Source organism: Pseudomonas sp. 10(2024), from assembly GCF_045164175.1.
GTDB lineage: Bacteria > Pseudomonadota > Gammaproteobacteria > Pseudomonadales > Pseudomonadaceae > Aquipseudomonas > Aquipseudomonas alloputida.
Map to the genome: position 1 here is coordinate 1,666,630 of NZ_CP174006.1, position 23,936 is coordinate 1,690,565.

The following is a 23,936-nucleotide window of genomic DNA, read 5'->3' on the forward strand; positions in this document are numbered from 1 at the left end:
AGGTCTTGCCCGCGAATGCGGTGGCGGCTGCGACGGTGTATGACCGGGTATATTGGCTGGCAGGTCCGGCCTATTCGCGGGTGAACCCGCTCCTACCACGGTATTGGGCGACACCACCGATTGATTGTAGGAGCGGGTTCACCCGCGAAGAGGCCGGCACAGGCCATCAACGCCCTGAGCCTGCATCCGCTTGCCTCCCCCACCATCGCCTGCTAAACCTTAAAGCAGTTGCATCCGCCATCATCGAAGGAATCGCTAGCATGGCAGTCGAGACTGATTTTTCGCAGGACGGGAAAAAGCTGACCATCAAGATCAAGGGGCGCTTCGATTTCGGCAAGCATCAGGAGTTTCGCGACGCCTACGAACGCCAGCCCAGGCGGCCGGATTCGGTGGTCGTCGACCTGAAGGACACCACCTACCTCGACAGCTCCGCGCTCGGCATGCTGCTGTTGCTGCGCGACCACGCGGGCGGCGACGAGTCGGATGTGCGGGTAGTGCATGCCAGCTCCGATGTGCGCAAGATTCTCGCCATCTCCAATTTCGAAAAACTCTTCAATATCAGTTGAGCGCCGACATGCCGGCCGAACAGGCGTTAACCGTGCTGGTCGCCGAAGACAGTGCTGTCGATCGCCTTCTGCTTGCGCAGATCGTGCGCCGCCAGGGGCATCAGGTATTCACCGCTGAAAACGGTGAGCAGGCGGTAGCGCTGTACCTCGAGCGGCGCCCGCAACTGGTGCTGCTGGACGCCCTGATGCCGGTCATGGATGGCTTCGAGGCGGCGCGGCAGATCAAGGCATTGGCTGGCGAAGCGCTGGTGCCGATCATTTTCCTGACGTCGCTGAATGAAGAAGAAGGCCTGGTGCGTTGCCTGGAGGCGGGGGGCGATGATTTCATGGCCAAGCCCTACAGCGCGGTGATCCTGGCTGCCAAGATTCGCGCCATGGACCGCCTGCGTCGCTTGCAGGCAACGGTACTGGAACAGCGTGACCAGATCACCCGGCATCACCATCACCTGCTTAACGAGCAGCGGGTCGCCAAGGCGGTGTTCGACAAGGTGGCCCACTCTGGTTGCCTTTCTGCGCCCAACATTCGCTACCTGCAATCGCCTTACGCGCTGTTCAATGGCGACCTGATGCTGGCGGCATTTACCCCGGCCGGCGACATGCGTGTGCTGCTTGGCGATTTCACCGGTCACGGCCTGCCGGCGGCGGTCGGCGCCATGCCGATGGCTGAGGTGTTCTACGGCATGACCGCCAAGGGCTACGGCATGGCGCAGATCCTGCGCGAGATGAATGCCAAGCTCAAGCGCATCCTGCCGGTGGATATGTTCTGCTGTGCGCTACTGCTCAACCTCAGCATGCAGCGCGGCTCGGTGGAGGTGTGGAATGGCGGTATGCCTGATGGCTATCGCCTGTCGGTGGATGGCCAAGTGCTGTCGGCACTGAGTTCGCGGCACCTGCCGCTGGGCATTCTGGCCGCTGAGCGTTTCGATGACAGCACGGAGGTGTTGCCGCTGGCACCGGGCGAGCGCCTGTTGCTGCTGTCAGACGGTGTGATCGATACCGCCGACGACCAGGAATGCCTGTTTGGCGTACAGCGCCTGCGAGCGGTGCTGGCCGACAACCGCGACCCGGTGAAGTTGTTCGATGAGCTGATGCTGGCCCTGGAGCGTTTTGGTGGGCAGCCACGCGATGACATCAGCTTGTGCGATATTCGCATGTTCACTGCCGAGGAGCGGGTGGCGGCCCCGATGATCTACTCTGATAGTGGCCGCTCCAGCCCGCTGGACTGGTCGCTGAGCTTCGAGGTGCGTGGCGAAAGCCTGAAACGCTTCAACCCTGTGCCGTACCTGGTGCAGTTGTTGCAAGAAATTCATGGCCTGCGCGCACGTACCGGCAACCTGCACAGTGTGCTTAGCGAGTTGTATTCCAATGCGCTGGAGCATGGTGTGCTGGGCCTGAACTCGCAGCTCAAGCGCGATGTGCAAGGCTTTACCGACTATTACCAGGAGCGTGCCCGGCGCCTGGGTTCGCTGACCGAAGGCTTTGTAAGCATCGATTTCAAGGTTGAACCGCATGGCGGCGGTGGGCGTCTGATGATCGAAGTGCGCGACAGCGGTGCCGGCTTCGACGTGCAGCGCGTGCTTGCGCGGCCTTCGCCGGACCAGGGGCTGAGCGGCCGCGGTCTGAATCTGGTGCGGCAGTTGGCCAGTGACGCGCGCTGGAGTGAGGGCGGGCGTTGCGCGCATGTGGAGTTCGTATGGTGAGCCACGGGTTGGCTCGGGCATAATCTGGCTTGATCAAGGAGTGAACAAGTGACTGACATGCATATTGACCACAAGGTACTCAGTGACCTGCGTGAGGTCATGGAAGATGGCTACCTGCAGTTGGTGCAGACTTTTCTGGACGACTCGGAGCGGCGTCTTGGGCAGTTGCACGCGGCCAAAAGCGCCGAGGAGCTTGGCGCGGCAGCCCACAGTTTCAAGGGCAGCAGCAGCAACATGGGCGCGGTGGCCTTGGCCAGCCTGTGTCAGCAGCTCGAAGAGCGCGCGCGGCGGCCCCCGTTGTACGGTATTGAAGACTTGATCAGCCGCATCGACATGGAATTCGTCGTGGTGCAGCACTTTTACCGTGGTGAGCAGCAACGTATTTCCGCAGGCTGATACGCGAGTTGGCGCGAGTCTTGCCTGTCTCTGCCTGAATGATTTTTTGTTTCTGGCGCGGAGACCGCTCGATGCCTGTCGCACCCAACCCTTTGCTGCAAGCCAATGCCATTGCCAAAACCTCGCGTTCGGCCACCGTGCAGGCGGACAAACCGTTGCAGGCGCTGGGTGACAAGGGCGATGCCTTTGGCCAGGTGATGGCCAGGCAGGGCCGCGACAAGGTTACCGGGCAGGACGACAAGGTCGCTCAGGCCAAGCCCAAGGACAAACCTGATGCGGCAGCTGGCGGCAAGAAAGACCCGGCTGGCAAAGCTGCAGTTGCCGATGACGGCAACAAGTTGCCAGAAGAGGATTCGGCCCAGGCCGATACGGGTGTGCGTGATGCCAGCCTGGTGGCCGGTCAGGTCACTGATGCCCAGCCTGGCGCACAACTGATCCAGGCGCAGGCCGAGGCGGTGGCGCCCGTGCTGCAGGCGGCCACGGCGCAAACCCAGGTTGCCGCGGCACTGCCTGGAGAGCCGTCCGCCGAGGAAGCCTTCGATCCGGATGCTGACCCCCTGGCCAACCTGCCGACCCTGCGCCTGGCGCTGGAGCACAGTGCCCAGGCCAAAGGTGGCACCTCTGCACATGCCCTTGATGCTGCCCAGGCTCAGGGCGAGGAAGGGCAGGCAGCCGTCAATACCTTGGCGAATCTGGTCGAGGATACCGATGGCGAAAGCGCTGAATCCGGTGGCAAGGCCTTTGGCGCCTTGCTTGAAGACGGCCTGAAAGACACCAAGAGCGCCAGCAGCGACACCCGCATCGATGATTTTGCCAACCGCCTGGCCAGCCTGACCCAGGCGGCCACGGCCAAGACCGCCAACGCCGTACCGGCCACTTCGAACCCGCTGCATCAGCCATTGCCGATGAACCAGAACGCTTGGGCCGAGGGCCTGGTCAACCGGGTCATGTACCTGTCCAGCCAGAACCTCAAGTCGGCTGATATCCAGCTGGAGCCGGCAGAACTCGGTCGCCTCGACATTCGCGTCAATGTTGCGGCGGACCAGGCCACCCAGGTCACCTTCATCAGCGGCCACGCCGGCGTACGTGACGCCCTCGACAGCCAGGTGCACCGCCTGCGCGAACTGTTTGCCCAGCAGGGGTTGGCGCAGCCGGATGTCAACGTGGCTGACCAGTCGCGCGGGCAGCAACAACAGCAGGGGCAGGCCCAGGGCAGCAACCTTTCCGGGGTGGCGGCGCGCCGGGCCGAGCAGGGTGGGGCCGAAGCGGTCGATAGCGCCCGGCCTTTGGAGCAGCAGGTGGTTGTCGGCGACAGTGCGGTCGATTACTACGCCTGATAACTGTTGGCCTGTGCTGGCTTCTTCGCGGGCGAGCCCGCTCCCACAGGAATCTCGTTGATTTCGAACCCTGTGCAGTACCTGTGGGAGCGGGCGTGCCCGCGAAGAAGCCAGCACCGCAAAACCTGCTGGAATCCATCCCCTGCAAAATCTGGCATAACACTTGCTCAAGCCAAGCCATTCTCCTTTGAACCCCCGATGGACGACGGATTATTGGCATGGCGAAGAGCGAAGCAGTCAAAGACCCCGCCACTAAAGGCAAACTCAAGCTGATCCTGCTGGCTGTCGTCGGCCTGTTGCTGGCGATCGGCCTTTCGGTGGGCGCTACCTGGTTCATCATGCACAAGAGCGAGCCGGCTCCGGCCGCCGAGGCCACCGCCAGCAACGTCAAGCCAGCGGCGATCTACGAGGCGCTGACCCCTGCCTTCGTGGTCAACTTCAACCAGAACGGCCGCCAGCGCTACATGCAGCTGAGCATCACCCTGCAGGCGCGTAACCAGGCCGACTTGGATGCCCTCAAGGTGCACATGCCGGTGATCCGCAACAACCTGGTGATGATGTTCTCCGGGCAAGGGTTCGACACCCTCGCCAGCAGCCCGGTAGGGCAGGAGATGCTGCGCCAGAAGGCCACCGCGGTGGTCCAGGAAGTGGCGCAGAAGGAAGTCGGCAAGCCGGTCATCGACCAGTTGCTGTTCACCAATTTCGTATTGCAGTAGGAGTCCGCAATGGCCGTACAGGACCTGCTGTCCCAGGATGAAATCGATGCCCTGTTGCACGGTGTCGACGACGGGCTGGTGCAGACCGAGAGTGCATCCGAGCCTGGCAGTATCAAAAGCTACGACCTGACCAGTCAGGACCGTATCGTGCGGGGTCGCATGCCGACCCTGGAAATGATCAACGAGCGCTTCGCCCGCTATACCCGTATCAGCATGTTCAACCTGCTGCGCCGCTCCGCTGACGTGGCCGTGGGTGGCGTGCAGGTCATGAAGTTCGGCGAATACGTGCACTCGCTGTACGTGCCCACCAGCCTCAACCTGGTCAAGATCAAGCCGCTGCGCGGCACTTCGCTGTTCATCCTCGACGCCAAGCTGGTGTTCAAGCTGGTGGACAATTTCTTTGGCGGCGATGGCCGCCACGCCAAGATCGAAGGGCGTGAGTTCACCCCGACCGAACTGCGTGTGGTGCGCATGGTGCTGGACCAGTGTTTCGTCGACCTGAAGGAAGCCTGGCAGGCGATCATGCCGGTCAGCTTCGAGTACATGAACTCCGAGGTCAACCCGGCCATGGCCAACATTGTCGGCCCCAGCGAAGCGGTGGTGGTGTCCACCTTCCACATCGAACTGGACGGTGGCGGCGGCGATCTGCACGTGACCATGCCGTACTCGATGATCGAGCCGGTGCGGGAAATGCTCGATGCCGGTTTCCAGTCGGACCTGGACGACCAGGACGAGCGCTGGGTCAAGGCCCTGCGCGAGGACGTGCTGGATGTGGCCGTGCCAATGACCGCCACGGTCGCCCGACGCCAGCTGAAGCTGCGCGACATCCTGCACATGCAGCCGGGTGACGTGATCCCGGTCGAGCTGCCCGAGCACCTGGTGCTGCGCGCTAACGGGGTGCCAGCGTTCAAGGCGCGGCTGGGCTCGCACAAGGGCAACCTGGCCCTGCAGATCATCGACCCGATCGAACGCCGCTGACGGTGTGCCGGTCGCTTATAACGAATTGAATGCCTGTCGAGGAAATCATGGCTAACGAAAACGAGATCACCTCCCCGGAGGACCAGGCACTGGCCGATGAGTGGGCCGCAGCGTTGGAAGAAACCGGTTCTGCCGGCCAGGCCGACATCGATGCGCTGCTGGGCGGGGACACCGGCAGCAGCGGCCCGGGCCGCCTGCCGATGGAAGAATTCGCCAGCTCGCCGAAGCCGAACGAAAATGTCAGCCTCGAAGGCCCGAACCTGGACGTGATCCTGGACATCCCGGTGAACATTTCCATGGAAGTGGGCAGCACCGAGATCAACATCCGCAACCTGCTGCAGCTCAACCAGGGCTCGGTGATCGAGCTCGACCGCCTGGCCGGCGAGCCGCTCGACGTGCTGGTCAACGGCACGCTGATCGCCCATGGCGAAGTGGTCGTGGTCAACGAAAAGTTCGGCATCCGCCTGACCGACGTGATCAGCCCCAGCGAACGTATCAAGAAGCTGCGCTGAGTGAAGGGCACGATGCGCGCCATCGCTGCGGCAGCGGTGCTGTTCGCCAGCCACGCCTGCCTGGCTGCGGCCACGCCAGCAGCCACCCCGGCGGCTCAACCTGGCAGTCTTGGCGGGCAGCTGGCGCAGATGGTCTTGGGCCTGCTGCTGGTGGTGGGCCTGATCTTCTTTCTGGCCTGGCTGCTGCGGCGCCTGCAGAGCACCGCAGTGAAGGGCGGGCAGGTGATCGAGATTGTCGGCAGCCGTGCCATCGGCCCGCGTGACCGCCTGCTGCTGGTGCAGGTGGGCAAGGAGCAGATCCTGATCGGCCATACCCCGGGCAGTATCGAAGCGCTGCACGTACTGGCCGAACCCGTGGAAGTGCCGGCAAGCGTCCGTCAGGCGACGCCGGAGTTTGCCCAGCGGCTGATGGAGCTGATGGGCAAGGACCCTAAGGACAACAAGTGATGAGCGGCGCGCTGCGTACGTTGTTGACTCTGGCGCTGCTGCTGGCTGCGCCGCTGGCCCTGGCCGCCGACCCGCTGTCGATCCCGGCCATCACCCTGTCCAACACCCCGGACGGGCAACAGGAATATTCGGTCAGCCTGCAAATCCTGCTGATCATGACCGCGCTGAGCTTCATCCCGGCGTTCGTCATCCTGATGACCAGCTTTACCCGCATCATCATCGTGTTCTCGATCCTGCGCCAGGCCCTGGGCCTGCAGCAGACCCCGTCCAACCAGTTGCTGACCGGCATGGCGCTGTTCCTGACCATGTTCATCATGGCGCCGGTGTTCGATCGGGTGAACCAGGACGCGCTGCAGCCTTACCTGAAGGAGCAGATGACTGCCCAGCAGGCGATCGACAAGGCCCAGGGGCCGCTCAAGGACTTCATGCTGGCGCAAACCCGGCAAAGCGACCTTGACCTGTTCATGCGGTTGTCCAAGCGTACCGACATCGCCGGCCCCGACCAGGTGCCGCTGACGATCCTGGTGCCGGCGTTCGTCACTTCCGAGTTGAAGACGGCGTTCCAGATCGGTTTCATGATCTTCATCCCGTTCCTGATCATCGACATGGTCGTGGCCAGTGTGCTGATGGCCATGGGTATGATGATGCTGTCGCCGCTGATCATCTCGCTACCGTTCAAGATCATGCTGTTCGTGCTGGTCGACGGTTGGGCGTTGATCATGGGCACCCTGGCCAGCAGTTTCGGCGGCGTCTGACGCCGTCAAGGAGAGCCGCCGATGACACCTGAAGTCGCTGTCGACCTGTTTCGTGATGCCCTGTGGCTGACCACCCTCATGGTCGCCGTGCTGGTGGTGCCGAGCCTGTTGGTGGGCCTGGTGGTGGCGATGTTCCAGGCTGCCACGCAGATCAACGAACAGACCTTGAGCTTTTTGCCGCGCCTGCTGGTGATGCTGATCACGCTGATCATCGCCGGGCCGTGGCTGGTGCAGAAGTTCATGGAGTACTTCACCACCCTTTACACCAACATCCCGCAGCTCATTGGTTGACGCGGCGATGCTGGAGCTGACCGACACGCAGATTGGCACCTGGGTCGCCACCTTCATCCTGCCGTTGTTCAGGGTGACTGCGGTGCTGATGACCATGCCGATCTTCGGTACCCGCATGTTGCCGGCGCGGATTCGCCTGTACGTGGCGGTGGCGGTGACCGTGGTGATCGTGCCGGCATTGCCGCCGCTGCCCGAGTTCGACCCGTTGAGCCTGCGCGGTATGCTGCTGTGCGCCGAGCAGATCATCGTTGGTGCGCTGTTTGGCCTGGCCTTGCAGTTGCTGTTTCAGGCTTTCGTGGTTGCCGGGCAAATCGTCGCGGTACAGATGGGTATGGCGTTCGCGTCGATGGTCGACCCCGCCAACGGGGTCAACGTCACGGTAATCAGTCAGTTCATGACCATGCTGGTGAGTGTGTTGTTCCTGTTGATGAACGGCCACTTGGTGGTGTTCGAGGTACTGACCGAAAGTTTTACCACCTTGCCGGTGGGGAGTGCGCTGGTGGTCAATCACTTCTGGGAGCTGGCCGGGCGCATGGGCTGGGTGTTCGGTGCCGGCCTGCTGTTGATTCTGCCGGTGATCGCTGCGCTGCTGGTGGTGAACATTGCCTTTGGCGTAATGACCCGCGCCGCGCCACAGCTGAACATTTTCTCCATCGGCTTCCCGCTGACCTTGGTCATGGGCATGTTCATCTTCTGGGTCGGCCTGGCCGATGTCCTGTCCCACTATCAGGCATTGGCCAGCGAAACGCTGCAATGGCTGCGTGAGCTGGCGAGGGTGCGCTGAGCATGGCAGAAAGCGAGAGCGGTCAGGACAAGACAGAAGACCCCACCGAAAAGCGCAAGCGCGACGCCCGCGAGAAGGGCGAGGTCGCCCGCTCCAAGGAGCTGAACACGGTGGCGGTGACCCTGGCGGGTGCCGGTGGCCTGCTGGCGTTTGGCGGCCACGTGGCCGAGACATTGCTTGCGTTGATGCGCATGAACTTCAGTTTGACCCGTGACATCATCGTCGATGAACGGGCCATGGGTGCCTTCCTGCTGGCCTCGGGCAAGATGGCCATATGGGCGGTGCAGCCGGTGCTGATCCTGCTGTTCGTGGTTTCCTTCGTGGCGCCCATCGCGCTTAGCGGCTTCTTGTTCTCGGGTAGCTTGCTGCAGCCCAAATTCAGCCGCATGAACCCGCTGGCGGGGATCAAGCGCATGTTCTCGATGCAGGCCCTGACTGAATTGCTCAAGGCGCTGGCCAAGTTTTTCGTGATTCTGGTGGTGGCGGTGGTGGTGCTCTCCGGTGATCGCCAGGCCTTGCTGTCGATTGCCAATGAGCCGCTGGAGCAGGCGATCATCCATAGCTTGCAGGTGGTGGGCTGGAGTGCCTTGTGGATGTCAGCCGGGCTGTTGCTGATTGCCGCGGCAGATGTGCCGTTCCAGCTGTACCAGACGCACAAGAAAATGAAGATGACCAAGCAGGAAGTGCGCGACGAGTACAAGGACAGCGAGGGCAAGCCCGAAGTCAAGCAACGTATTCGCCAACTGCAGCGCGAGGTGTCGCAGCGGCGCATGATGGCGGCGGTGCCGGATGCAGACGTGATCATCACCAACCCGACGCATTATGCGGTGGCTTTGCAATACGACCCGGAGAAAGGCGGTGCGGCGCCGTTGCTGCTGGCCAAGGGTAGCGATTTCATGGCGTTGAAGATTCGTGAAATTGGCGTGGAGCACAACATTCAGATCCTCGAATCGCCGGCGCTGGCGCGGGCGATTTATTACTCCACCGAACTTGAGCAGGAGATCCCGGCGGGGCTGTACCTGGCGGTGGCGCAGGTGCTGGCGTATGTGTTCCAGATTCGCCAATACCGCGCCGGCAAGGGCAAGCGCCCAGAGCCGCTGAAGGACGACCTGCCGATCCCGCCGGACCTGCGCCGCGACAGTTGATCTTGTGTCACGGCTTCTGGCCCTTTCGCGGGTAAACCCGCTCCTACCACGGTGGTGGACACATGTCGGTGGTTGGGCACAGGCCGCGTGTAGGAGCGGGTTCACCCGCGAAAGGGCCGGGCCTGCTGGCCAATTTCCACCCGCCGCTCACCGTTGCCGCCGCTACCGTATTCGCGGGTAAACCCGCTCCTACGCCGGATCGGGGGTGGACACAGGTCGGTGGTTGGGCACAGGCCGCGTGTAGGAGCGGGTTCACCCGCGAAAGGGCCGGGCCTGCTGGCCAATTTCCACCCGCCGTTCACCGTTGCCGCCGCTACCGTATTCGCGGGTAAACCCGCTCCTACGCCGGATCGGGGGTGGACACATGTCGGTGGTTGGGCACAGGCCGCGTGTAGGAGCGGGTTCACCCGCGAAAGGGCCGGACCTGCTGGCCAATTACCACACGCCGTTCACCGTTGCCGCCGCTACCGTATTCGCGGGTAAACCCGCTCCTACGCCGGATCGGGGGTGGACACAGGTCGGTGGTTGGGCACAGGCCGCGTGTAGGAGCGGGTTCACCCGCGAAAGGGCCGGGCCTGCTGGCCAATTTCCACCCGCCGTTCACCGTTGCCGCCGCTACCGTATTCGCGGGTAAACCCGCTCCTACGCCGGATCGGGGTGGACACATGTCGGTGGTTGGGCACAGGCCGCGTGTAGGAGCGGGTTCACCCGCGAAAGGGCCGGGCCTGCTGGCCAATTTCCACCCGCCGTTCACCGTTGCCGCCGCTACCGTATTCGCGGGTAAACCCGCTCCTACACCTATCGGGGGTGGACACACATTGGTGTTTGGGCACAGCCCGTCGTAGGAGCGGGTTTACCCGCGAAAGGGCCGGTACCAGCAACATAAATCTCTCGCCGAGCAAAGTTGGAAAGCTTCTTGCAAAGCCACGCCCAGGCGCCCCCTGGGCGTCAAAGTTTTGCATCAAGAGGACTCGCGGTGGATCGCACTCAGTTAATCAGCAACGCCCGCAACAACCTGGCCGGGCTCGGCCGGGGCAACCTGGGTGTGCCGCTGTTGCTGCTGGTGATGTTGGCAATGATGATGTTGCCGATACCGCCGTTCCTGCTCGACGTGTTCTTCACCTTCAACATCGCCCTGTCGATCGTGGTGCTGCTGGTCTGTGTATACGCCTTGCGCCCGCTCGACTTTGCCGCGTTCCCGACCATCCTGCTGGTGGCCACGTTGTTGCGCCTGGCCCTGAACGTCGCGTCCACCCGTGTGGTCATGCTGCATGGCCAGGAGGGCCATGGCGCTGCCGGTAAAGTGATCCAGGCCTTCGGTGAGGTGGTGATCGGCGGTAACTACGTGGTCGGTGCCGTGGTATTCGCCATCCTCATGATCATCAACTTCGTGGTGGTGACCAAGGGTGCCGGGCGTATCTCGGAAGTGAGTGCGCGTTTCACCCTCGACGCCATGCCTGGCAAGCAGATGGCCATCGACGCCGACCTCAATGCCGGCCTGATCGACCAGGCCCAGGCTAAGCACCGCCGTGCCGAGGTGGCGCAGGAGGCCGAGTTCTACGGTTCGATGGACGGTGCCAGCAAGTTCGTGCGCGGCGACGCCATCGCTGGCTTGCTGATCCTGTTCATCAACCTGATCGGCGGCATATTGATCGGCATGATGCAGCACGGTATGAGTTTCACGGAGGCCGGCAAGGTGTACGCCTTGTTGACCATCGGTGACGGTTTGGTGGCGCAATTGCCATCACTGCTGTTGTCCACTGCCGCCGCGATCATGGTGACCCGCGCGTCGGGTTCCGAGGACATGGGCAAGCTGATCAATCGGCAGATGTTCGATTCGCCCAAGGCCCTGGCGGTGTCTGGCGCGTTGATGATCGTCATGGGGCTGGTGCCGGGCATGCCGCACATTGCCTTCCTCAGCCTCGGCCTGATGGCTGCCGGCGGCGCCTACCTGGTGTGGAAGAAGCAGCAGCAGGCCAAGGTCAAAGCCCAGCAAGAGGCGCAGCGCCAGCAGGACCTGCTGCCCTCGCCACAGCGCGCGCTGGAAACCAAGGAGCTGGGTTGGGACGACGTCACCCCCATCGACATGATCGGCCTAGAGGTCGGCTATCGGCTGATCCCGCTGGTCGATCGCAACCAGGGCGGCCAGCTGCTGGCGCGGATCAAGGGCGTGCGCAAGAAGCTGTCGCAGGACCTGGGTTTCCTGATGCCCACCGTGCACATTCGTGACAACCTCGACCTGCAACCCAGCGCGTACCGCCTGACCCTGATGGGGGTGATTCTGGCCGAGGCGGAGATCTATCCGGACCGCGAACTGGCGATCAACCCTGGGCAGGTGTTTGGCACCCTCAACGGTATTGCCGCGCGCGACCCGGCGTTTGGCCTGGAGGCGGTGTGGATCGACGTCGGCCAGCGCTCACAGGCGCAGTCGCTGGGTTACACCGTGGTCGATGCCAGCACCGTGGTGGCCACCCACCTCAACCAGATCCTGCAGAAGCACTGCCACGAGCTGATCGGCCACGAAGAGGTTCAGCAGCTGCTGCAGGTGCTGGCCAAGGCATCGCCTAAACTTGCAGAAGAGTTGGTCCCGGGCGTCATTTCCTTGTCGGGGCTGCTCAAGGTGCTGCAAGCCCTGTTGTCGGAACAGGTGCCAGTGCGCGATATTCGCAGTATTGCCGAGGCCATCGCGAACAACGCGGGCAAGAGTCAAGATACCGCCGCGCTGGTGGCGGTGGTGCGCGTCGGATTGTGTCGCGCCATCGTGCAAAGCATTGTCGGCGTTGAGTCGGAGCTACCAGTGATTACCCTGGAGCCAAGGTTGGAACAGATTTTGCTGAATAGTCTGCAAAGGGCCGGGCAGGGTCAGGAAGACGGTGTTCTTCTGGAACCTAGCATGGCCGAGAAGCTGCAACGTTCGCTGATCGAGGCGGCCCAGCGCCAGGAAATGCAGGGTCAGCCGGCCATTCTGCTGGTCGCCGGCCCGATCCGCGCCATGTTGTCGCGTTTCGGTCGCCTGGCTGTACCGAATTTGCATGTTCTGGCGTATCAGGAAATACCTGACAACAAGCAAGTCACCATCGTTGCCACCGTGGGCCCTAACGGCTGAGGTAGGGGATAATGCAAGTTAAGCGATTTTTCGCCGCCGATATGCGTCAGGCCATGAAACTGGTCCGTGACGAGCTGGGCGCCGATGCCGCGATCATTGGCAACCGCCGCATTGCCGGTGGTGTCGAGCTGACGGCCGCGCTGGACTACAAGCTGTCCGCCCTGGCCCCGCGTGTGCCCAACGCCGAGCTGGAAGAAGAGCTGCGCAAGACCCATACGCGCATTGCCACTGCCCAGGCCGAGCTGGACCAGCGCCAGGACAGCAGCGACAACAACCGCCAATTGTTCGCCGGGCAATCTTTGACCGCTGCCGAACCGTTGATCGAGCCGCACGTCGAGGCCCCGGAGGCTGCCGCCGTACCGGCTGCTGCGCCGGTTGACCCACGCCTGTTCGATGCCATGCGCTCGGAGCTATCGGGCCTGCGCGAGCTGCTGGAGGTGCAACTCGGCTCGCTGGCCTGGAATCAGCTGCAGGGCAGCAAGCCGCAGCAGGCCAACCTTTGGCGCCGCCTGCAGCGTATTGGCCTGTCCGGGCCGATCGCCCGCGAGCTGCTGGACCTGACCGCCGAGATCGAAGAGCCGCGCCAGGCCTGGCGCATGCTGTTGGCTCACTTGGCGCGGATGATCGAAGTGCCTGAAGTCGAGCCGATCGAAGAGGGCGGGGTGATCGCCATGGTCGGCCCGGCGGGCATGGGCAAGACCACCACCCTGGCCAAGCTGGCCGCGCGCTACGTGCTCAAGTACGGCGCGCAGAACCTGGCGCTGGTGAGCATGGACAGCTTCCGTATCGGCGCTCAGGAACAGCTCAAGACCCTGGGCCGCATCCTCAACGTGCCGGTGACTTACGTCGACCCGGGCCAGTCGCTGGCAGCAGCGCTGGAACCACTGCTGCGCAAGCGTGTTGTGCTGATCGATACTGCCGGCCTGCAAGCCAGCGACCCTGCGCTGCGCATGCAGCTGGAAACCTTGGCCGGACGTGGCATTGCCGCGAAGAACTACCTGGTGCTGGCCACCACCAGCCAGAAGCAGGTGCTGACCGCCGCCTACCACAGCTACAAGCGCTGTGGCCTGGCCGGCTGCATCCTGACCAAACTCGATGAAACGGCAAGCCTTGGCGATGTGTTGAGCCTTGCCATCAGTCATGAACTGCCAGTGGCCTATCTTACCGATGGCCCACGCATTCCTGACGACCTGCACCTGCCGCGGGGCCACCAGTTGGTCACGCGGGCGGTGAATGTGCAGCAGCAGGACGAGCCCAGCGAAGAGGCCATGGCCGACATGTTCGCTGATCTCTATCACAACCCACGGCGAGCGGGTTGACCATGAAGCGTGTGCAAAGTCGCTATGCCAAGGGGCACGCAGAATTGCCCTACGTGTGGCCTGAGTCCCAGCGAGACAAGGTAAAGAACAGACATGGGTAGCATGCATCCCGTACAGGTGATCGCCGTGACCGGTGGCAAAGGTGGCGTCGGCAAGACTAACGTTTCAGTGAACTTGTCCCTGGCGCTGGCCGAGCTTGGCCGCAGGGTCATGCTGCTGGACGCCGACCTGGGCCTGGCCAATGTCGACGTGTTGCTGGGCCTTACCCCCAAACGTACCCTCGCCGATGTGATTGAAGGGCGTTGCGAGCTGCGTGACGTGATGCTGCAGGGCCCCGGCGGTGTGCGTATCGTACCGGCAGCCTCGGGCACCCAGAGCATGGTGCATCTGGCCCCGGCCCAGCATGCCGGGTTGATCCAGGCGTTCAGCGAGATCGGCGACAACCTCGATGTGTTGGTGATCGATACCGCTGCGGGTATCGGTGACTCGGTGGTCAGCTTCGTTCGCGCCGCCCAGGAAGTGCTGCTGGTGGTGTGTGATGAACCTACCTCGATTACCGACGCCTACGCGTTGATCAAGCTGCTCAATCGCGACTATGGCATGAACCGTTTCCGCGTGTTGGCCAACATGGCGCAGAGCCCGCAGGAAGGGCGCAACCTGTTTGCCAAGCTGACCAAGGTCACCGACCGCTTCCTTGACGTTGCCCTGCAGTACGTGGGTGCCGTGCCGTACGACGAGTGCGTGCGCAAGGCGGTGCAGAAGCAGCGTGCCGTCTACGAAGCCTTCCCTCGCTCCAAGTGCGCGCTGGCCTTCAAGGCGATTGCCCAGAAGGTCGACAGCTGGCCGTTGCCGGCCAATCCGCGCGGCCATCTGGAGTTCTTTGTCGAGCGCTTGGTGCAACCCACCAGCGCGGGACCCGTACTATGAACGCCAGCGGCTTCAAGATGTACAGCCGGGCGGCGAAGGACGCCCAGTACGAGCTGATCGAACGCTACGCGCCGCTGGTCAAGCGCATCGCCTACCACCTGTTGGCGCGCTTGCCGGCCAACGTGCAGGTCGAGGACCTGATCCAGGCCGGCATGATCGGCCTGCTGGAAGTGGCCAACAAATACGACGCCAGCAAGGGCGCCAGCTTTGAGACCTACGCCGGCATCCGCATCCGCGGGGCCATGCTGGACGAAGTGCGCAAAGGCGACTGGGCGCCGCGTTCGGTACACCGCAACACCCGTATGGTCAGTGATGCCATGCGTGCGGTTGAAGCCAGAACAGGCCGTGACGCTAAAGATCATGAAGTTGCTGCCGAACTCCAATTGAGTCTCGATGATTACTACGGGATCTTGAACGATACCCTGGGCAGCCGCCTGTTCAGCTTCGACGACCTGTTGCAGGACGGCGAGCACGAAGGGCTGCATGAGGATGGCGCCAGTGGCCAGGTCGAACCTGCGCGCGGCCTGGAGGAGGAGCGCTTCCAGGCTGCCCTGACCGAGGCTATCGCCAACCTGCCGGAGCGTGAGCGCCTGGTGCTGGCGCTGTACTACGACGAAGAGCTGAACCTCAAGGAAATCGGTGAGGTGCTGGGTGTCAGCGAGTCGCGGGTCAGCCAGTTGCACAGCCAGTGTGCCGCGCGCCTGCGCAGCCGCCTGGGGGAATGGCGGGCGCGTTGAGCCCACTATCGTTGCAGTCGTTTTCCACGTTGTACCGAATTGAATGAGTGCGTGCTCGGTAGGCCGAGCGCGTTTGAGACTGCTTGGAGGTCTAATTGGACAAGAACATGAAAATCCTCATCGTTGACGACTTTTCGACGATGCGGCGGATCATCAAGAACCTGTTGCGTGACCTGGGTTTCACCAACACCGACGAAGCCGATGACGGCACCACGGCGTTGCCGATGCTGGAAAACGGTCACTACGACTTCCTGGTGACCGACTGGAACATGCCGGGCATGTCCGGCATCGACCTGCTGCGTAAAGTGCGTGCCAGCGACAAGCTGAAAAGCATGCCGGTCTTGATGGTGACCGCTGAAGCCAAGCGCGACCAGATCATTGAAGCGGCCCAGGCCGGCGTCAATGGTTACGTGGTCAAGCCGTTCACCGCTCAGGTGCTCAAAGAGAAGATCGAGAAGATCTTCGAACGCGTCAACGGCTGAGTCACGTCAGGGGGGGGCGCGTCATGGATTCATCACAAACGTCTTTGGGCGAGTTCGAGTCGACCCTGAAGAAGCATGCCCAGGAGTTGGTCGAAAGCCTGGAGCGGGGCCGTTTCGGCGAGGCGGTGCAGTTGATTCACGAACTGAACCAGACCCGCGACCGCGGCCTGTACCAGGAAGTCGGCAAGCTGACTCGCGAGCTGCACAGTGCCATCGTCAGTTTCCAGATCGACCCCACCATGCCGCAGGCAGAAGAGGTGTCGCAGATTACCGACGCCACCGAGCGCCTGTCGTATGTGGTCAAGCTGACCGAGGGCGCGGCCAACCGCACCATGGACCTGGTCGAGGAAAGCACACCGGTGCTCAATGAGCTGGCCAACGAGGCCAAGGCCCTGAGCACCGACTGGCAGCGCTTCATGCGCCGCGAAGTGGCTGCGCCGGAATTTCGTGATCTGGTCAAGCGAGTCGACAGTTTCCTGACGCACAGCGCCGAGGGTAACCGCAAGGTTTCCGGGCACCTCAACGACATTTTGCTGGCCCAGGACTATCAGGACCTGACCGGCCAGGTGATCAAGCGCGTCACCACACTGGTGACCGAGGTGGAAAGCAACCTGCTCAAACTGGTGCTGATGGCCAGCCAGGTCGACCGCTTTGCCGGTATAAAACATGACCACGATCAATTGCGTGCAGAAAAAGATCGAGAAAAACATCCGACTCGGGGTGAAGGTCCGCAGATTCATGCCGATAAGCGTGAAGACGTCGTGTCCGGTCAGGACGATGTCGATGATCTGCTGTCCAGCCTTGGTTTTTAAGGAGCACGTTTGATGAGCTTCGGCGCCGATGAAGAAATCCTCCAGGATTTCCTGGTAGAGGCCGGCGAAATACTTGAGCAATTGTCCGAGCAACTGGTCGAGCTGGAAAGCCGACCTGACGATGCCGACCTGCTCAATGCGATCTTTCGCGGTTTCCACACTGTAAAAGGGGGCGCCGGCTTCCTTCAGCTGAACGAGCTGGTGGAGTGCTGCCATATCGCCGAGAACGTGTTCGACGTCCTGCGCAAAGGTGAGCGCCGGGTCGATGCGGAACTGATGGATGTGGTGCTCGAGGCACTGGATACGGTCAACAGCATGTTCGGCCAGGTGCGCGAGCGTGCCGAAGTGACACCGGCCACCCCCGCACTGCTGGCAGCGCTGTCGCGCCTGGCCGAACCTGGCGCAGCTGAAGCTGTTGCAGCGCCCGCACCGGCACCGGTTGCCGACGTGGTGGCTGCAGCGCCGGCCGAGGCCGAGGAGCAACACCAGGACATCACTGACAGTGAGTTCGAGCAGTTGCTCGATTCGCTCGATGCGATCAAGGCGCAAGCGGCGGCCGACGAGCAGATGCAGGGCGAGACTGTCAGCGGTGCTGGTGATGAAATCACCGACGCCGAGTTCGAATCGCTGCTCGACCAGTTGCACGGCAAGGGCCAGTTCAATGCCGAGGTCGCCGCGCCGCCGGTTGCGATCAGCAGCGAAGCGGTCAGTGATGAGATCACCGACGCCGAATTCGAATCGCTGCTCGACCAGTTGCATGGCAAGGGCACCTTCCAGGCTGGCGCCTTGCCAGCCGCCCAGGCACCAGCGCCTGCCGCACCCGACAACAGTGCCGCCAGCGATGAAATCAGCGAGCACGAGTTCGAAGCCCTGCTGGACCAGTTGCACGGCAAGGGCAAGTTCGGTGGCGATGTTGCCGCTGTAGAAGCCCCGGCTGCTGTCCAGGCGCAAGCGCCTGCTGCCGCCAAGGCCGAAAGCCAGCCGGTGGCCAAGCCCGCTGCCGCGCCAGCGCCTTCGCCGGCCAGCAAACCTGCCGCGGCGCCTCGCGCGCCGGCCCCGGCCGCCGAAAAGCACGCCGCCAGCGAAGCGGAAACCACCGTGCGCGTCGACACCGCGCGCCTGGACGAGATCATGAACATGGTCGGCGAACTGGTGCTGGTGCGTAACCGCCTGGTGCGCCTGGGCCTGAACAGCGGCGACGAGGCCATGTCCAAGGCCGTGTCCAACCTTGACGTGGTCACCGCCGACCTGCAGACCGCGGTGATGAAAACCCGTATGCAGCCGATCAAGAAGGTCTTCGGCCGCTTCCCGCGCCTGGTCCGCGACTTGGCGCGCCAGTTGAAGAAAGAGATCAATCTGGAGCTGGTCGGCGAAGAGACCGACCTTGACAAGAACCTCGTAGAAGCCTTGGCCGACCCGCTGGTGCACTTGGTGCGCAATGCGGTCGACCACGGTATCGAGATGCCCGACGAGCGTGAAGCGTCTGGCAAGGCGCGTACCGGCCGCGTAGTGCTGTCGGCCGAACAGGAAGGCGACCACATCCTGCTGTCGATCTCGGACGACGGCAAGGGCATGGACCCGAACATCCTGCGTGCCAAGGCCGTGGAAAAGGGCCTGATGGACAAGGACGCCGCCGAGCGCCTGAGCGAGTCGGACTGCTACAACCTGATCTTCGCCCCTGGCTTCTCGACCAAGACCGAGATTTCCGATGTGTCCGGGCGTGGCGTGGGCATGGACGTGGTGAAAACCAAGATCTCCCAGCTCAACGGCTCGATCAACATTTTCTCGGCCAAGGGCCAAGGCTCCAAGATCGTCATCAAGGTGCCGCTGACCCTGGCGATCATGCCCACCCTGATGGTGATGCTGGGCAACCAGGCGTTTGCCTTCCCGCTGGTCAACGTCAACGAGATCTTCCACCTCGACCTGTCGCGTACCAACGTGGTCGACGGCCAGGAAGTGGTGATCGTGCGCGACAAGGCGCTGCCGCTGTTCTACCTCAAGCGCTGGCTGGTCCAGGGCCAGGTGCACGAAGAGCAGCACGAGGGCCACGTGGTGATTCTGTCGGTCGGCACCCAGCGCATCGGTTTTGTCGTTGATCAGCTGGTGGGCCAGGAAGAAGTGGTCATCAAGCCGCTGGGCAAGATGCTGCAAGGCACCCCGGGCATGTCCGGGGCCACCATTACCGGCGACGGTCGCATCGCGTTGATTCTCGACGTCCCGAGCATGCTCAAGCGTTACGCCGCGCGGCGTATTTGATTTCGGTGGCGCGCCCTGGCGGGTTGCGCCGCCTAATGGAGTGTTTATGGCAGTCAAGGTCCTGGTGGTGGATGATTCTGGTTTCTTCCGCCGCCGTGTCTCGGAAATCCTCTCGGCGGATCCAACGATCCAGGTAGTGGGTACCGCGACCAACGGCAAGGAAGCAATCGACCAGGCGCTGGCGCTCAAGCCCGATGTGATCACCATGGACTACGAAATGCCCATGATGGATGGCATTACCGCCGTGCGGCACATCATGCAGCGCTGCCCGACGCCCGTGTTGATGTTCTCGTCGCTGACCCATGAAGGCGCCCGCGTCACCCTCGACGCGCTGGATGCCGGCGCAGTGGACTACCTGCCGAAAAACTTCGAGGACATCTCGCGCAACCCTGACAAGGTCAAGCAGTTGCTGTGCGAGAAGGTGCACACCATTTCGCGCAGTAACCGCCGGATCGGCAGCTATGCCAGAACGGCGCCGGTCGCCGCGCCAGCGCCGGCCAGCACCTTTACCAGCCAGGCGCAGACGCGCCCGGCAGCGCCTGCCCGTGCAGCGGCCCCGACGCCGGCGGCCTCGCAGTCGCCGGCACCCAAGCGCAAACCCTACAAACTGGTGGCCATCGGTACCTCCACGGGGGGGCCGGTGGCGCTGCAGCGGGTACTGACCCAGCTGCCGGCCAATTTCCCGGCGCCGATCGTGTTGATCCAGCACATGCCGGCGGCCTTCACCAAAGCGTTTGCCGAACGCCTGGACAAGCTATGCCGCATCAGCGTCAAGGAAGCAGAAGACGGCGACATGCTGCGCCCGGGCCTGGCCCTGCTGGCCCCCGGTGGCAAGCAGATGATGATCGATGGCCGCGGCACGGTGAAGATCCTGCCCGGCGACGAGCGCCTGAACTACAAACCGTGCGTGGACATCACCTTCGGTTCGGCGGCCAAGTCGTACGGTGACAAGGTGTTGTCGGTGGTGCTCACCGGCATGGGCGCCGATGGCCGCGAGGGCGCGCGCCTGCTCAAGCAGGGGGGCAGCACGGTGTGGGCCCAGGATGAAGCCAGCTGCGTGATTTATGGCATGCCCATGGCCATCGTCAAGGCGAACCTAGCGGATGCCGTGTACAGCCTGGACGAAATCGGCAAGCACCTGGTGGAGGCGTGCGTCTGATGGACGTCCTCAGCCTGATCGGTCTGATCCTGGCTTTCGTTGCCATTGTCGGTGGCAACTTCCTTGAAGGCGGTCATGTCGGTGCTCTGGTCAATGGCCCGGCGGCTCTGATCGTGCTGGGAGGCACCCTGGCGGCGGCGCTGTTGCAGTCGCCGCTGTCGTCGTTCAAGCGCGCCTTGCAGATTTTGCGTTGGATCCTGTTTCCTCCGCGGGTCGACCTGGCGGGCGGCATCGACCGCGTGGTGAACTGGAGCCTGACCGCTCGCAAAGAAGGCCTGCTGGGCCTGGAAGGGGTAGCGGACAGCGAGCCCGACCCCTATGCGCGCAAGGGCCTGCAACTGCTGGTGGATGGCGCCGAGCCGGAAGCCATCCGCAGCATCCTCGAGGTCGACCTCCTTACCCAGGAGGGCCGTGACATCCAGGCAGCCAAGGTATTCGAAAGCATGGGCGGCTATGCGCCGACCATCGGCATCATCGGTGCGGTCATGGGCCTTATCCATGTGATGGGCAATCTGGCCGACCCGTCGCAACTGGGCAATGGCATTGCCGTGGCTTTTGTCGCGACCATTTACGGTGTGGCCAGTGCCAACCTTGTGCTATTGCCGGTCGCCAGCAAGCTCAAGGCCATCGTCATGCGCCAGTCGCGCTACCGCGAAATGCTGCTCGAAGGCCTGCTGTCGATTGCCGAAGGTGAAAACCCGCGCTCGATCGAGCTGAAGCTGCAAGGCTTCATGGAGTAACCCATGCGTCGCCGTCGTCATACCGAGGAACACGAAAACCACGAGCGCTGGCTGGTGTCGTACGCCGACTTCATCACGTTGCTGTTCGCCTTCTTCGTGGTGATGTATTCCATTTCCTCGATCAACGAGGGCAAGTACAAGGTTATTTCCCAGGCCTTGCTCGGGGTATTCAACGACCCCGAGCGCAGCATGAAGCCGATCCCGATTGGCGATGAGCAGCCGCTGAGCGTGCGCCCGGCCGAACCGCTGGTCAAAGACAGCGAGCAGACCGAAGCGGGCCTGGCGGCGACCAATGTCGACCCGTTGAAAACCATCAGCGATGACGTGCGCGATGCCTTCGGCGACCTGATCAACAGCGACCAGATGACCGTGCGCGGCAACGAGCTATGGATCGAGATCGAGCTCAACTCGTCGCTGCTGTTTGGCAGTGGTGACGCGATGCCCAGTGACAAGGCGTTTGCGATCATCGAGAAGGTGGCCAGCATCCTCAAGCCGTTCGCCAACCCGGTGCACGTCGAAGGCTTCACCGACAACCTGCCGATCCGCACCGCGCAGTACCCCACCAACTGGGAGTTGTCCTCGGCGCGCGCGGCCAGCATCGTGCGGCTGCTGGCCATGGAGGGCGTCAACCCGGCACGCATGGCTTCGGTGGGCTATGGCGAGTACCAGCCGGTGGCCAGCAACGATACCGCCGAAGGGCGCGCACGCAACCGCCGGGTGGTGCTGGTGATTTCCCGTAACCTGGAAGTGCGCCGCAGCCTGACCGGCTCGGGCAGCGCCAATGCCACACCGGATGCCGCATTGCGCCGGGCTGGCACACAAAGTGCACCGGCAATACAAGCAACGGTAGCGAGGCCGTGATACGTCAATTCCCCGTCGCTGATACGAACACGATTTTGAATGTGCCGCCGTCCTCTGTGGCAGCGGGCATGCCCGCGAAGCCAGCGACTCGGTGAATGGCACCGGCTACGCCGGTGTTCGCGGGCTTGCCCGCTCCCACAGAGGGGCGTGCGAGCTTTGAAGTTTTGCGCATGACGGTTGTTTCTACAGTGTCCCTGCCAAATCAATAGATAGAGTTTGCTTGATGAGAGTCTGGGCAGTAGCCAATCAAAAAGGTGGTGTCGGCAAGACCACCACTACCATTGCCCTGGCCGGCTTGCTGGCCGAGGCCGGCAAGCGCGTGGTCGTCGTCGACCTCGACCCGCACGGCTCGATGACCAGCTACTTCGGGCACAACCCGGATGCCCTGGAGCACAGCTGCTACGACCTGTTCCTGCACAAGGGCACGGTGCCCGAAGGCTTGCCCGGGCAACTGCTGCTGCCCACCAGCGATGAGCGCATTTCGCTGTTGCCGTCGAGTACCGCGCTGGCGGTGCTGGAGCGCCAGTCGCCAGGGCAGAATGGCCTGGGCCTGGTAATCGCCAAGAGTCTGGCGCAGCTGTGGCAGGATTTCGACTATGCCCTGATCGACAGCCCACCCTTGCTGGGTGTGCTGATGGTCAATGCCCTGGCCGCCAGCCAGCAGCTGGTGATCCCGGTGCAAACCGAATTCCTTGCGGTGAAGGGCCTGGAACGCATGGTCGGCACCTTGGCCATGGTCAACCGTTCGCGCAAGCAGGCGCTGCCGTACCAGATCGTACCGACCCTGTTCGACCGTCGTACCCAGGCGTCGCTGGGCACCCTCAAGCTGCTGCGTGACACCTACGGGCAGCATGTATGGCAGGGCTACATTCCGGTGGATACGCGCCTGCGCGATGCCAGTCGCAAGGGCGTCACGCCTTCGCAGTTCGACAGCAAGAGCCGCGGGTTGGTCGCCTACAGGGCGCTGCTCAAGCACCTGCTCACCTACAAGAACGCAGTGCAGGTAGCCTGATGACTCAAACCCGGCAAACCAGCACCCGGCCCCAGATGGCCCTGCAATCGTACCTGGACGGCTTGCTGCAGGAGGCCACCGAGGCCGAAGACCTGAGCGAGCAGCCGGCAGTGGCGGATGAATTCGCCGAGGCGGTGCGCGAGGAGCAGGCACGCGATGCCCGACAGCCAGCCCGGCCTGAGCCCGCCGAAGCCGCCGCCAGCTTTGCCCCGCGGCCATTCGCCGAACCCCGGCTGGCGGTACTGCCCAGCGTGATGCCGGTGGAAGCCCCGGTGGTGACGGTGGTCGAGCAGGAGATCGTGGCCGAAGCCAGCATCCCGGTACTGATCGAAGAACAAACCGTGGAACCGGCTGTGCCGCTGGTCGATGTGCATCTGCCGGCGCCCAACCTGCCCGTACCCCCGGCCACTGTCGACGGTCGTCCGGTGTGGGCGGCCGAGCCGTTCGAATGCCTGCTGTTCGACGTTGCCGGCCTGACCCTGGCGGTGCCGCTGGTGTGCCTGGGCTCGATCTACACCCTGGCTGGCCAGGAGCTGACACCACTGTTCGGCCAGCCCGACTGGTTCCTCGGCATCCTGACCTGCCAGGCCGGCAACCTGAAGGTGCTGGACACTGCGCATTGGGTAATGCCCGACCGCTACCGCGATGATTTTCGCCAGGGCCTGCAATACGTGATTTCGGTGCAGGGCTATGAATGGGGGCTGGCGGTGCATCAGGTCAGCCGCTCGCTGCGCCTGGACCCGTCGGAGATCAAGTGGCGCAGCCAGCGTGGCCAGCGCCCGTGGCTGGCCGGCACCGTAATCGAACACATGTGCGCACTGCTCGACGTCGCCGCACTGGCCGAGCTGATCGCCAGCGGTGCGGTCAAGCAGATGCACGCCAAACAGAAATGACACAG

The 23,936-nt window shown here is 63.0% G+C and carries 24 protein-coding genes; all 24 read left to right on the forward strand.

Annotation, left to right across the window (positions count from 1 at the left end; all coding sequences use genetic code 11):
• The first annotated feature begins 260 nt into the window (after positions 1-260).
• The 24 genes from ACI7M0_RS07715 to ACI7M0_RS07830 all read left to right on the forward strand — a co-directional run bounded on the left by ACI7M0_RS07715 (position 261) and on the right by ACI7M0_RS07830 (position 23,931).
• Positions 261-566: an STAS domain-containing protein gene (locus tag ACI7M0_RS07715; protein ID WP_129932582.1), complete on the forward strand. Its 306-nt coding sequence runs from the start codon at positions 261-263 to the stop codon at positions 564-566.
• Positions 567-574: 8 nt separating this feature from the next.
• Entirely contained in the window at positions 575-2,266 is a 1,692-nt protein-coding gene (locus tag ACI7M0_RS07720; protein ID WP_129932581.1) for a fused response regulator/phosphatase, read from the forward strand.
• A 48-nt stretch (positions 2,267-2,314) separates the two neighbouring features.
• Positions 2,315-2,662 carry an Hpt domain-containing protein gene (locus tag ACI7M0_RS07725; RefSeq protein ID WP_004577674.1) on the forward strand — a complete coding sequence of 116 codons (348 nt, stop codon included), beginning with the start codon at positions 2,315-2,317 and terminating at the stop codon, positions 2,660-2,662.
• Between the two features lie 71 nt (positions 2,663-2,733).
• Positions 2,734-3,999: a flagellar hook-length control protein FliK gene (locus tag ACI7M0_RS07730; RefSeq protein ID WP_129932580.1), complete on the forward strand. Its 1,266-nt coding sequence runs from the start codon at positions 2,734-2,736 to the stop codon at positions 3,997-3,999.
• Positions 4,000-4,217: 218 nt separating this feature from the next.
• A complete protein-coding gene (fliL, locus tag ACI7M0_RS07735) occupies positions 4,218-4,715 on the forward strand; it encodes a flagellar basal body-associated protein FliL (protein WP_064491804.1) in 498 nt (165 codons plus the stop codon).
• A 9-nt stretch (positions 4,716-4,724) separates the two neighbouring features.
• On the forward strand, positions 4,725-5,693 hold the full coding sequence (gene fliM, locus ACI7M0_RS07740) for a flagellar motor switch protein FliM (protein WP_003254418.1): 969 nt from the start codon (positions 4,725-4,727) through the stop codon (positions 5,691-5,693).
• 47 nt (positions 5,694-5,740) lie between these two features.
• On the forward strand, positions 5,741-6,205 hold the full coding sequence (gene fliN / locus ACI7M0_RS07745; protein WP_003254417.1) for a flagellar motor switch protein FliN: 465 nt from the start codon (positions 5,741-5,743) through the stop codon (positions 6,203-6,205).
• Positions 6,206-6,217: 12 nt separating this feature from the next.
• Complete coding sequence (gene fliO, locus ACI7M0_RS07750; protein WP_050545952.1) at positions 6,218-6,652, forward strand: flagellar biosynthetic protein FliO; 435 nt, start codon at positions 6,218-6,220, stop codon at positions 6,650-6,652.
• The gene (gene fliP / locus ACI7M0_RS07755; protein WP_003254415.1) at positions 6,652-7,407 is read left to right on the forward strand and encodes a flagellar type III secretion system pore protein FliP; all 756 of its coding nucleotides are present in this window, start codon (positions 6,652-6,654) and stop codon (positions 7,405-7,407) included. The genes fliO and fliP overlap by 1 nt, the downstream gene beginning before the upstream one ends.
• Before the next feature lie 21 nt (positions 7,408-7,428).
• A complete protein-coding gene (gene fliQ, locus ACI7M0_RS07760) occupies positions 7,429-7,698 on the forward strand; it encodes a flagellar biosynthesis protein FliQ (protein ID WP_014590156.1) in 270 nt (89 codons plus the stop codon).
• Positions 7,699-7,705: 7 nt separating this feature from the next.
• Complete coding sequence (fliR, locus tag ACI7M0_RS07765; protein WP_010955080.1) at positions 7,706-8,482, forward strand: flagellar biosynthetic protein FliR; 777 nt, start codon at positions 7,706-7,708, stop codon at positions 8,480-8,482.
• A 2-nt stretch (positions 8,483-8,484) separates the two neighbouring features.
• Entirely contained in the window at positions 8,485-9,627 is a 1,143-nt protein-coding gene (gene flhB, locus ACI7M0_RS07770; protein ID WP_104886512.1) for a flagellar biosynthesis protein FlhB, read from the forward strand.
• A 976-nt stretch (positions 9,628-10,603) separates the two neighbouring features.
• Positions 10,604-12,733, forward strand: a complete 2,130-nt coding sequence (gene flhA, locus ACI7M0_RS07775) for a flagellar biosynthesis protein FlhA (protein ID WP_104961056.1) — start codon at positions 10,604-10,606, stop codon at positions 12,731-12,733.
• 11 nt (positions 12,734-12,744) lie between these two features.
• Complete coding sequence (gene flhF / locus ACI7M0_RS07780) at positions 12,745-14,052, forward strand: flagellar biosynthesis protein FlhF (RefSeq protein WP_020191819.1); 1,308 nt, start codon at positions 12,745-12,747, stop codon at positions 14,050-14,052.
• A gap of 93 nt (positions 14,053-14,145) precedes the next feature.
• Positions 14,146-14,979 (forward strand): flagellar synthesis regulator FleN, encoded by an 834-nt coding sequence (fleN, locus tag ACI7M0_RS07785; RefSeq protein WP_003254408.1) that lies wholly within the window; start codon positions 14,146-14,148, stop codon positions 14,977-14,979.
• Positions 14,976-15,716 carry an RNA polymerase sigma factor FliA gene (gene fliA, locus ACI7M0_RS07790; protein WP_003254406.1) on the forward strand — a complete coding sequence of 247 codons (741 nt, stop codon included), beginning with the start codon at positions 14,976-14,978 and terminating at the stop codon, positions 15,714-15,716. Before fleN ends, fliA begins: the two co-directional genes overlap by 4 nt.
• Positions 15,717-15,823: 107 nt before the next feature.
• Positions 15,824-16,198: a chemotaxis response regulator CheY gene (locus ACI7M0_RS07795; RefSeq protein WP_010955070.1), complete on the forward strand. Its 375-nt coding sequence runs from the start codon at positions 15,824-15,826 to the stop codon at positions 16,196-16,198.
• Between the two features lie 23 nt (positions 16,199-16,221).
• Complete coding sequence (locus ACI7M0_RS07800; RefSeq protein ID WP_010955069.1) at positions 16,222-17,010, forward strand: protein phosphatase CheZ; 789 nt, start codon at positions 16,222-16,224, stop codon at positions 17,008-17,010.
• Positions 17,011-17,022: 12 nt separating this feature from the next.
• Positions 17,023-19,266 (forward strand): chemotaxis protein CheA, encoded by a 2,244-nt coding sequence (locus tag ACI7M0_RS07805; protein ID WP_104961058.1) that lies wholly within the window; start codon positions 17,023-17,025, stop codon positions 19,264-19,266.
• A gap of 46 nt (positions 19,267-19,312) precedes the next feature.
• Positions 19,313-20,425: a chemotaxis response regulator protein-glutamate methylesterase gene (locus ACI7M0_RS07810; RefSeq protein WP_010955067.1), complete on the forward strand. Its 1,113-nt coding sequence runs from the start codon at positions 19,313-19,315 to the stop codon at positions 20,423-20,425.
• Positions 20,425-21,165 carry a flagellar motor protein gene (locus ACI7M0_RS07815; RefSeq protein WP_014590163.1) on the forward strand — a complete coding sequence of 247 codons (741 nt, stop codon included), beginning with the start codon at positions 20,425-20,427 and terminating at the stop codon, positions 21,163-21,165. Before ACI7M0_RS07810 ends, ACI7M0_RS07815 begins: the two co-directional genes overlap by 1 nt.
• 3 nt (positions 21,166-21,168) lie before the next feature.
• On the forward strand, positions 21,169-22,026 hold the full coding sequence (gene motD / locus ACI7M0_RS07820; RefSeq protein WP_010955065.1) for a flagellar motor protein MotD: 858 nt from the start codon (positions 21,169-21,171) through the stop codon (positions 22,024-22,026).
• A 223-nt stretch (positions 22,027-22,249) separates the two neighbouring features.
• A complete protein-coding gene (locus ACI7M0_RS07825) occupies positions 22,250-23,038 on the forward strand; it encodes a ParA family protein (protein ID WP_104961060.1) in 789 nt (262 codons plus the stop codon).
• Positions 23,038-23,931: a CheW domain-containing protein gene (locus ACI7M0_RS07830; RefSeq protein WP_129933539.1), complete on the forward strand. Its 894-nt coding sequence runs from the start codon at positions 23,038-23,040 to the stop codon at positions 23,929-23,931. Before ACI7M0_RS07825 ends, ACI7M0_RS07830 begins: the two co-directional genes overlap by 1 nt.
• Positions 23,932-23,936: the final 5 nt, after the last annotated feature.

Excerpts from the sequence above, each read along its gene's own strand:
- ACI7M0_RS07715 (WP_129932582.1), top strand. The coding sequence starts at position 261 with ATGGCAGTCGAGACTGATTTTTCGCAGGACGGGAAAAAGCTGACCATC.
- ACI7M0_RS07720 (WP_129932581.1), top strand. The coding sequence starts at position 575 with ATGCCGGCCGAACAGGCGTTAACCGTGCTGGTCGCCGAAGACAGTGCT.
- ACI7M0_RS07730 (WP_129932580.1), top strand. The coding sequence starts at position 2,734 with ATGCCTGTCGCACCCAACCCTTTGCTGCAAGCCAATGCCATTGCCAAA.
- fliL (WP_064491804.1), top strand. The coding sequence starts at position 4,218 with ATGGCGAAGAGCGAAGCAGTCAAAGACCCCGCCACTAAAGGCAAACTC.
- fliM (WP_003254418.1), top strand. The coding sequence starts at position 4,725 with ATGGCCGTACAGGACCTGCTGTCCCAGGATGAAATCGATGCCCTGTTG.
- fliN (WP_003254417.1), top strand. The coding sequence starts at position 5,741 with ATGGCTAACGAAAACGAGATCACCTCCCCGGAGGACCAGGCACTGGCC.
- fliO (WP_050545952.1), top strand. The coding sequence starts at position 6,218 with ATGCGCGCCATCGCTGCGGCAGCGGTGCTGTTCGCCAGCCACGCCTGC.
- fliP (WP_003254415.1), top strand. The coding sequence starts at position 6,652 with ATGAGCGGCGCGCTGCGTACGTTGTTGACTCTGGCGCTGCTGCTGGCT.
- fliQ (WP_014590156.1), top strand. The coding sequence starts at position 7,429 with ATGACACCTGAAGTCGCTGTCGACCTGTTTCGTGATGCCCTGTGGCTG.
- fliR (WP_010955080.1), top strand. The coding sequence starts at position 7,706 with ATGCTGGAGCTGACCGACACGCAGATTGGCACCTGGGTCGCCACCTTC.
- flhB (WP_104886512.1), top strand. The coding sequence starts at position 8,485 with ATGGCAGAAAGCGAGAGCGGTCAGGACAAGACAGAAGACCCCACCGAA.
- flhF (WP_020191819.1), top strand. The coding sequence starts at position 12,745 with ATGCAAGTTAAGCGATTTTTCGCCGCCGATATGCGTCAGGCCATGAAA.
- fleN (WP_003254408.1), top strand. The coding sequence starts at position 14,146 with ATGGGTAGCATGCATCCCGTACAGGTGATCGCCGTGACCGGTGGCAAA.
- fliA (WP_003254406.1), top strand. The coding sequence starts at position 14,976 with ATGAACGCCAGCGGCTTCAAGATGTACAGCCGGGCGGCGAAGGACGCC.
- ACI7M0_RS07795 (WP_010955070.1), top strand. The coding sequence starts at position 15,824 with ATGAAAATCCTCATCGTTGACGACTTTTCGACGATGCGGCGGATCATC.
- ACI7M0_RS07800 (WP_010955069.1), top strand. The coding sequence starts at position 16,222 with ATGGATTCATCACAAACGTCTTTGGGCGAGTTCGAGTCGACCCTGAAG.
- ACI7M0_RS07805 (WP_104961058.1), top strand. The coding sequence starts at position 17,023 with ATGAGCTTCGGCGCCGATGAAGAAATCCTCCAGGATTTCCTGGTAGAG.
- ACI7M0_RS07810 (WP_010955067.1), top strand. The coding sequence starts at position 19,313 with ATGGCAGTCAAGGTCCTGGTGGTGGATGATTCTGGTTTCTTCCGCCGC.
- ACI7M0_RS07815 (WP_014590163.1), top strand. The coding sequence starts at position 20,425 with ATGGACGTCCTCAGCCTGATCGGTCTGATCCTGGCTTTCGTTGCCATT.
- motD (WP_010955065.1), top strand. The coding sequence starts at position 21,169 with ATGCGTCGCCGTCGTCATACCGAGGAACACGAAAACCACGAGCGCTGG.
- ACI7M0_RS07825 (WP_104961060.1), top strand. The coding sequence starts at position 22,250 with ATGAGAGTCTGGGCAGTAGCCAATCAAAAAGGTGGTGTCGGCAAGACC.
- ACI7M0_RS07830 (WP_129933539.1), top strand. The coding sequence starts at position 23,038 with ATGACTCAAACCCGGCAAACCAGCACCCGGCCCCAGATGGCCCTGCAA.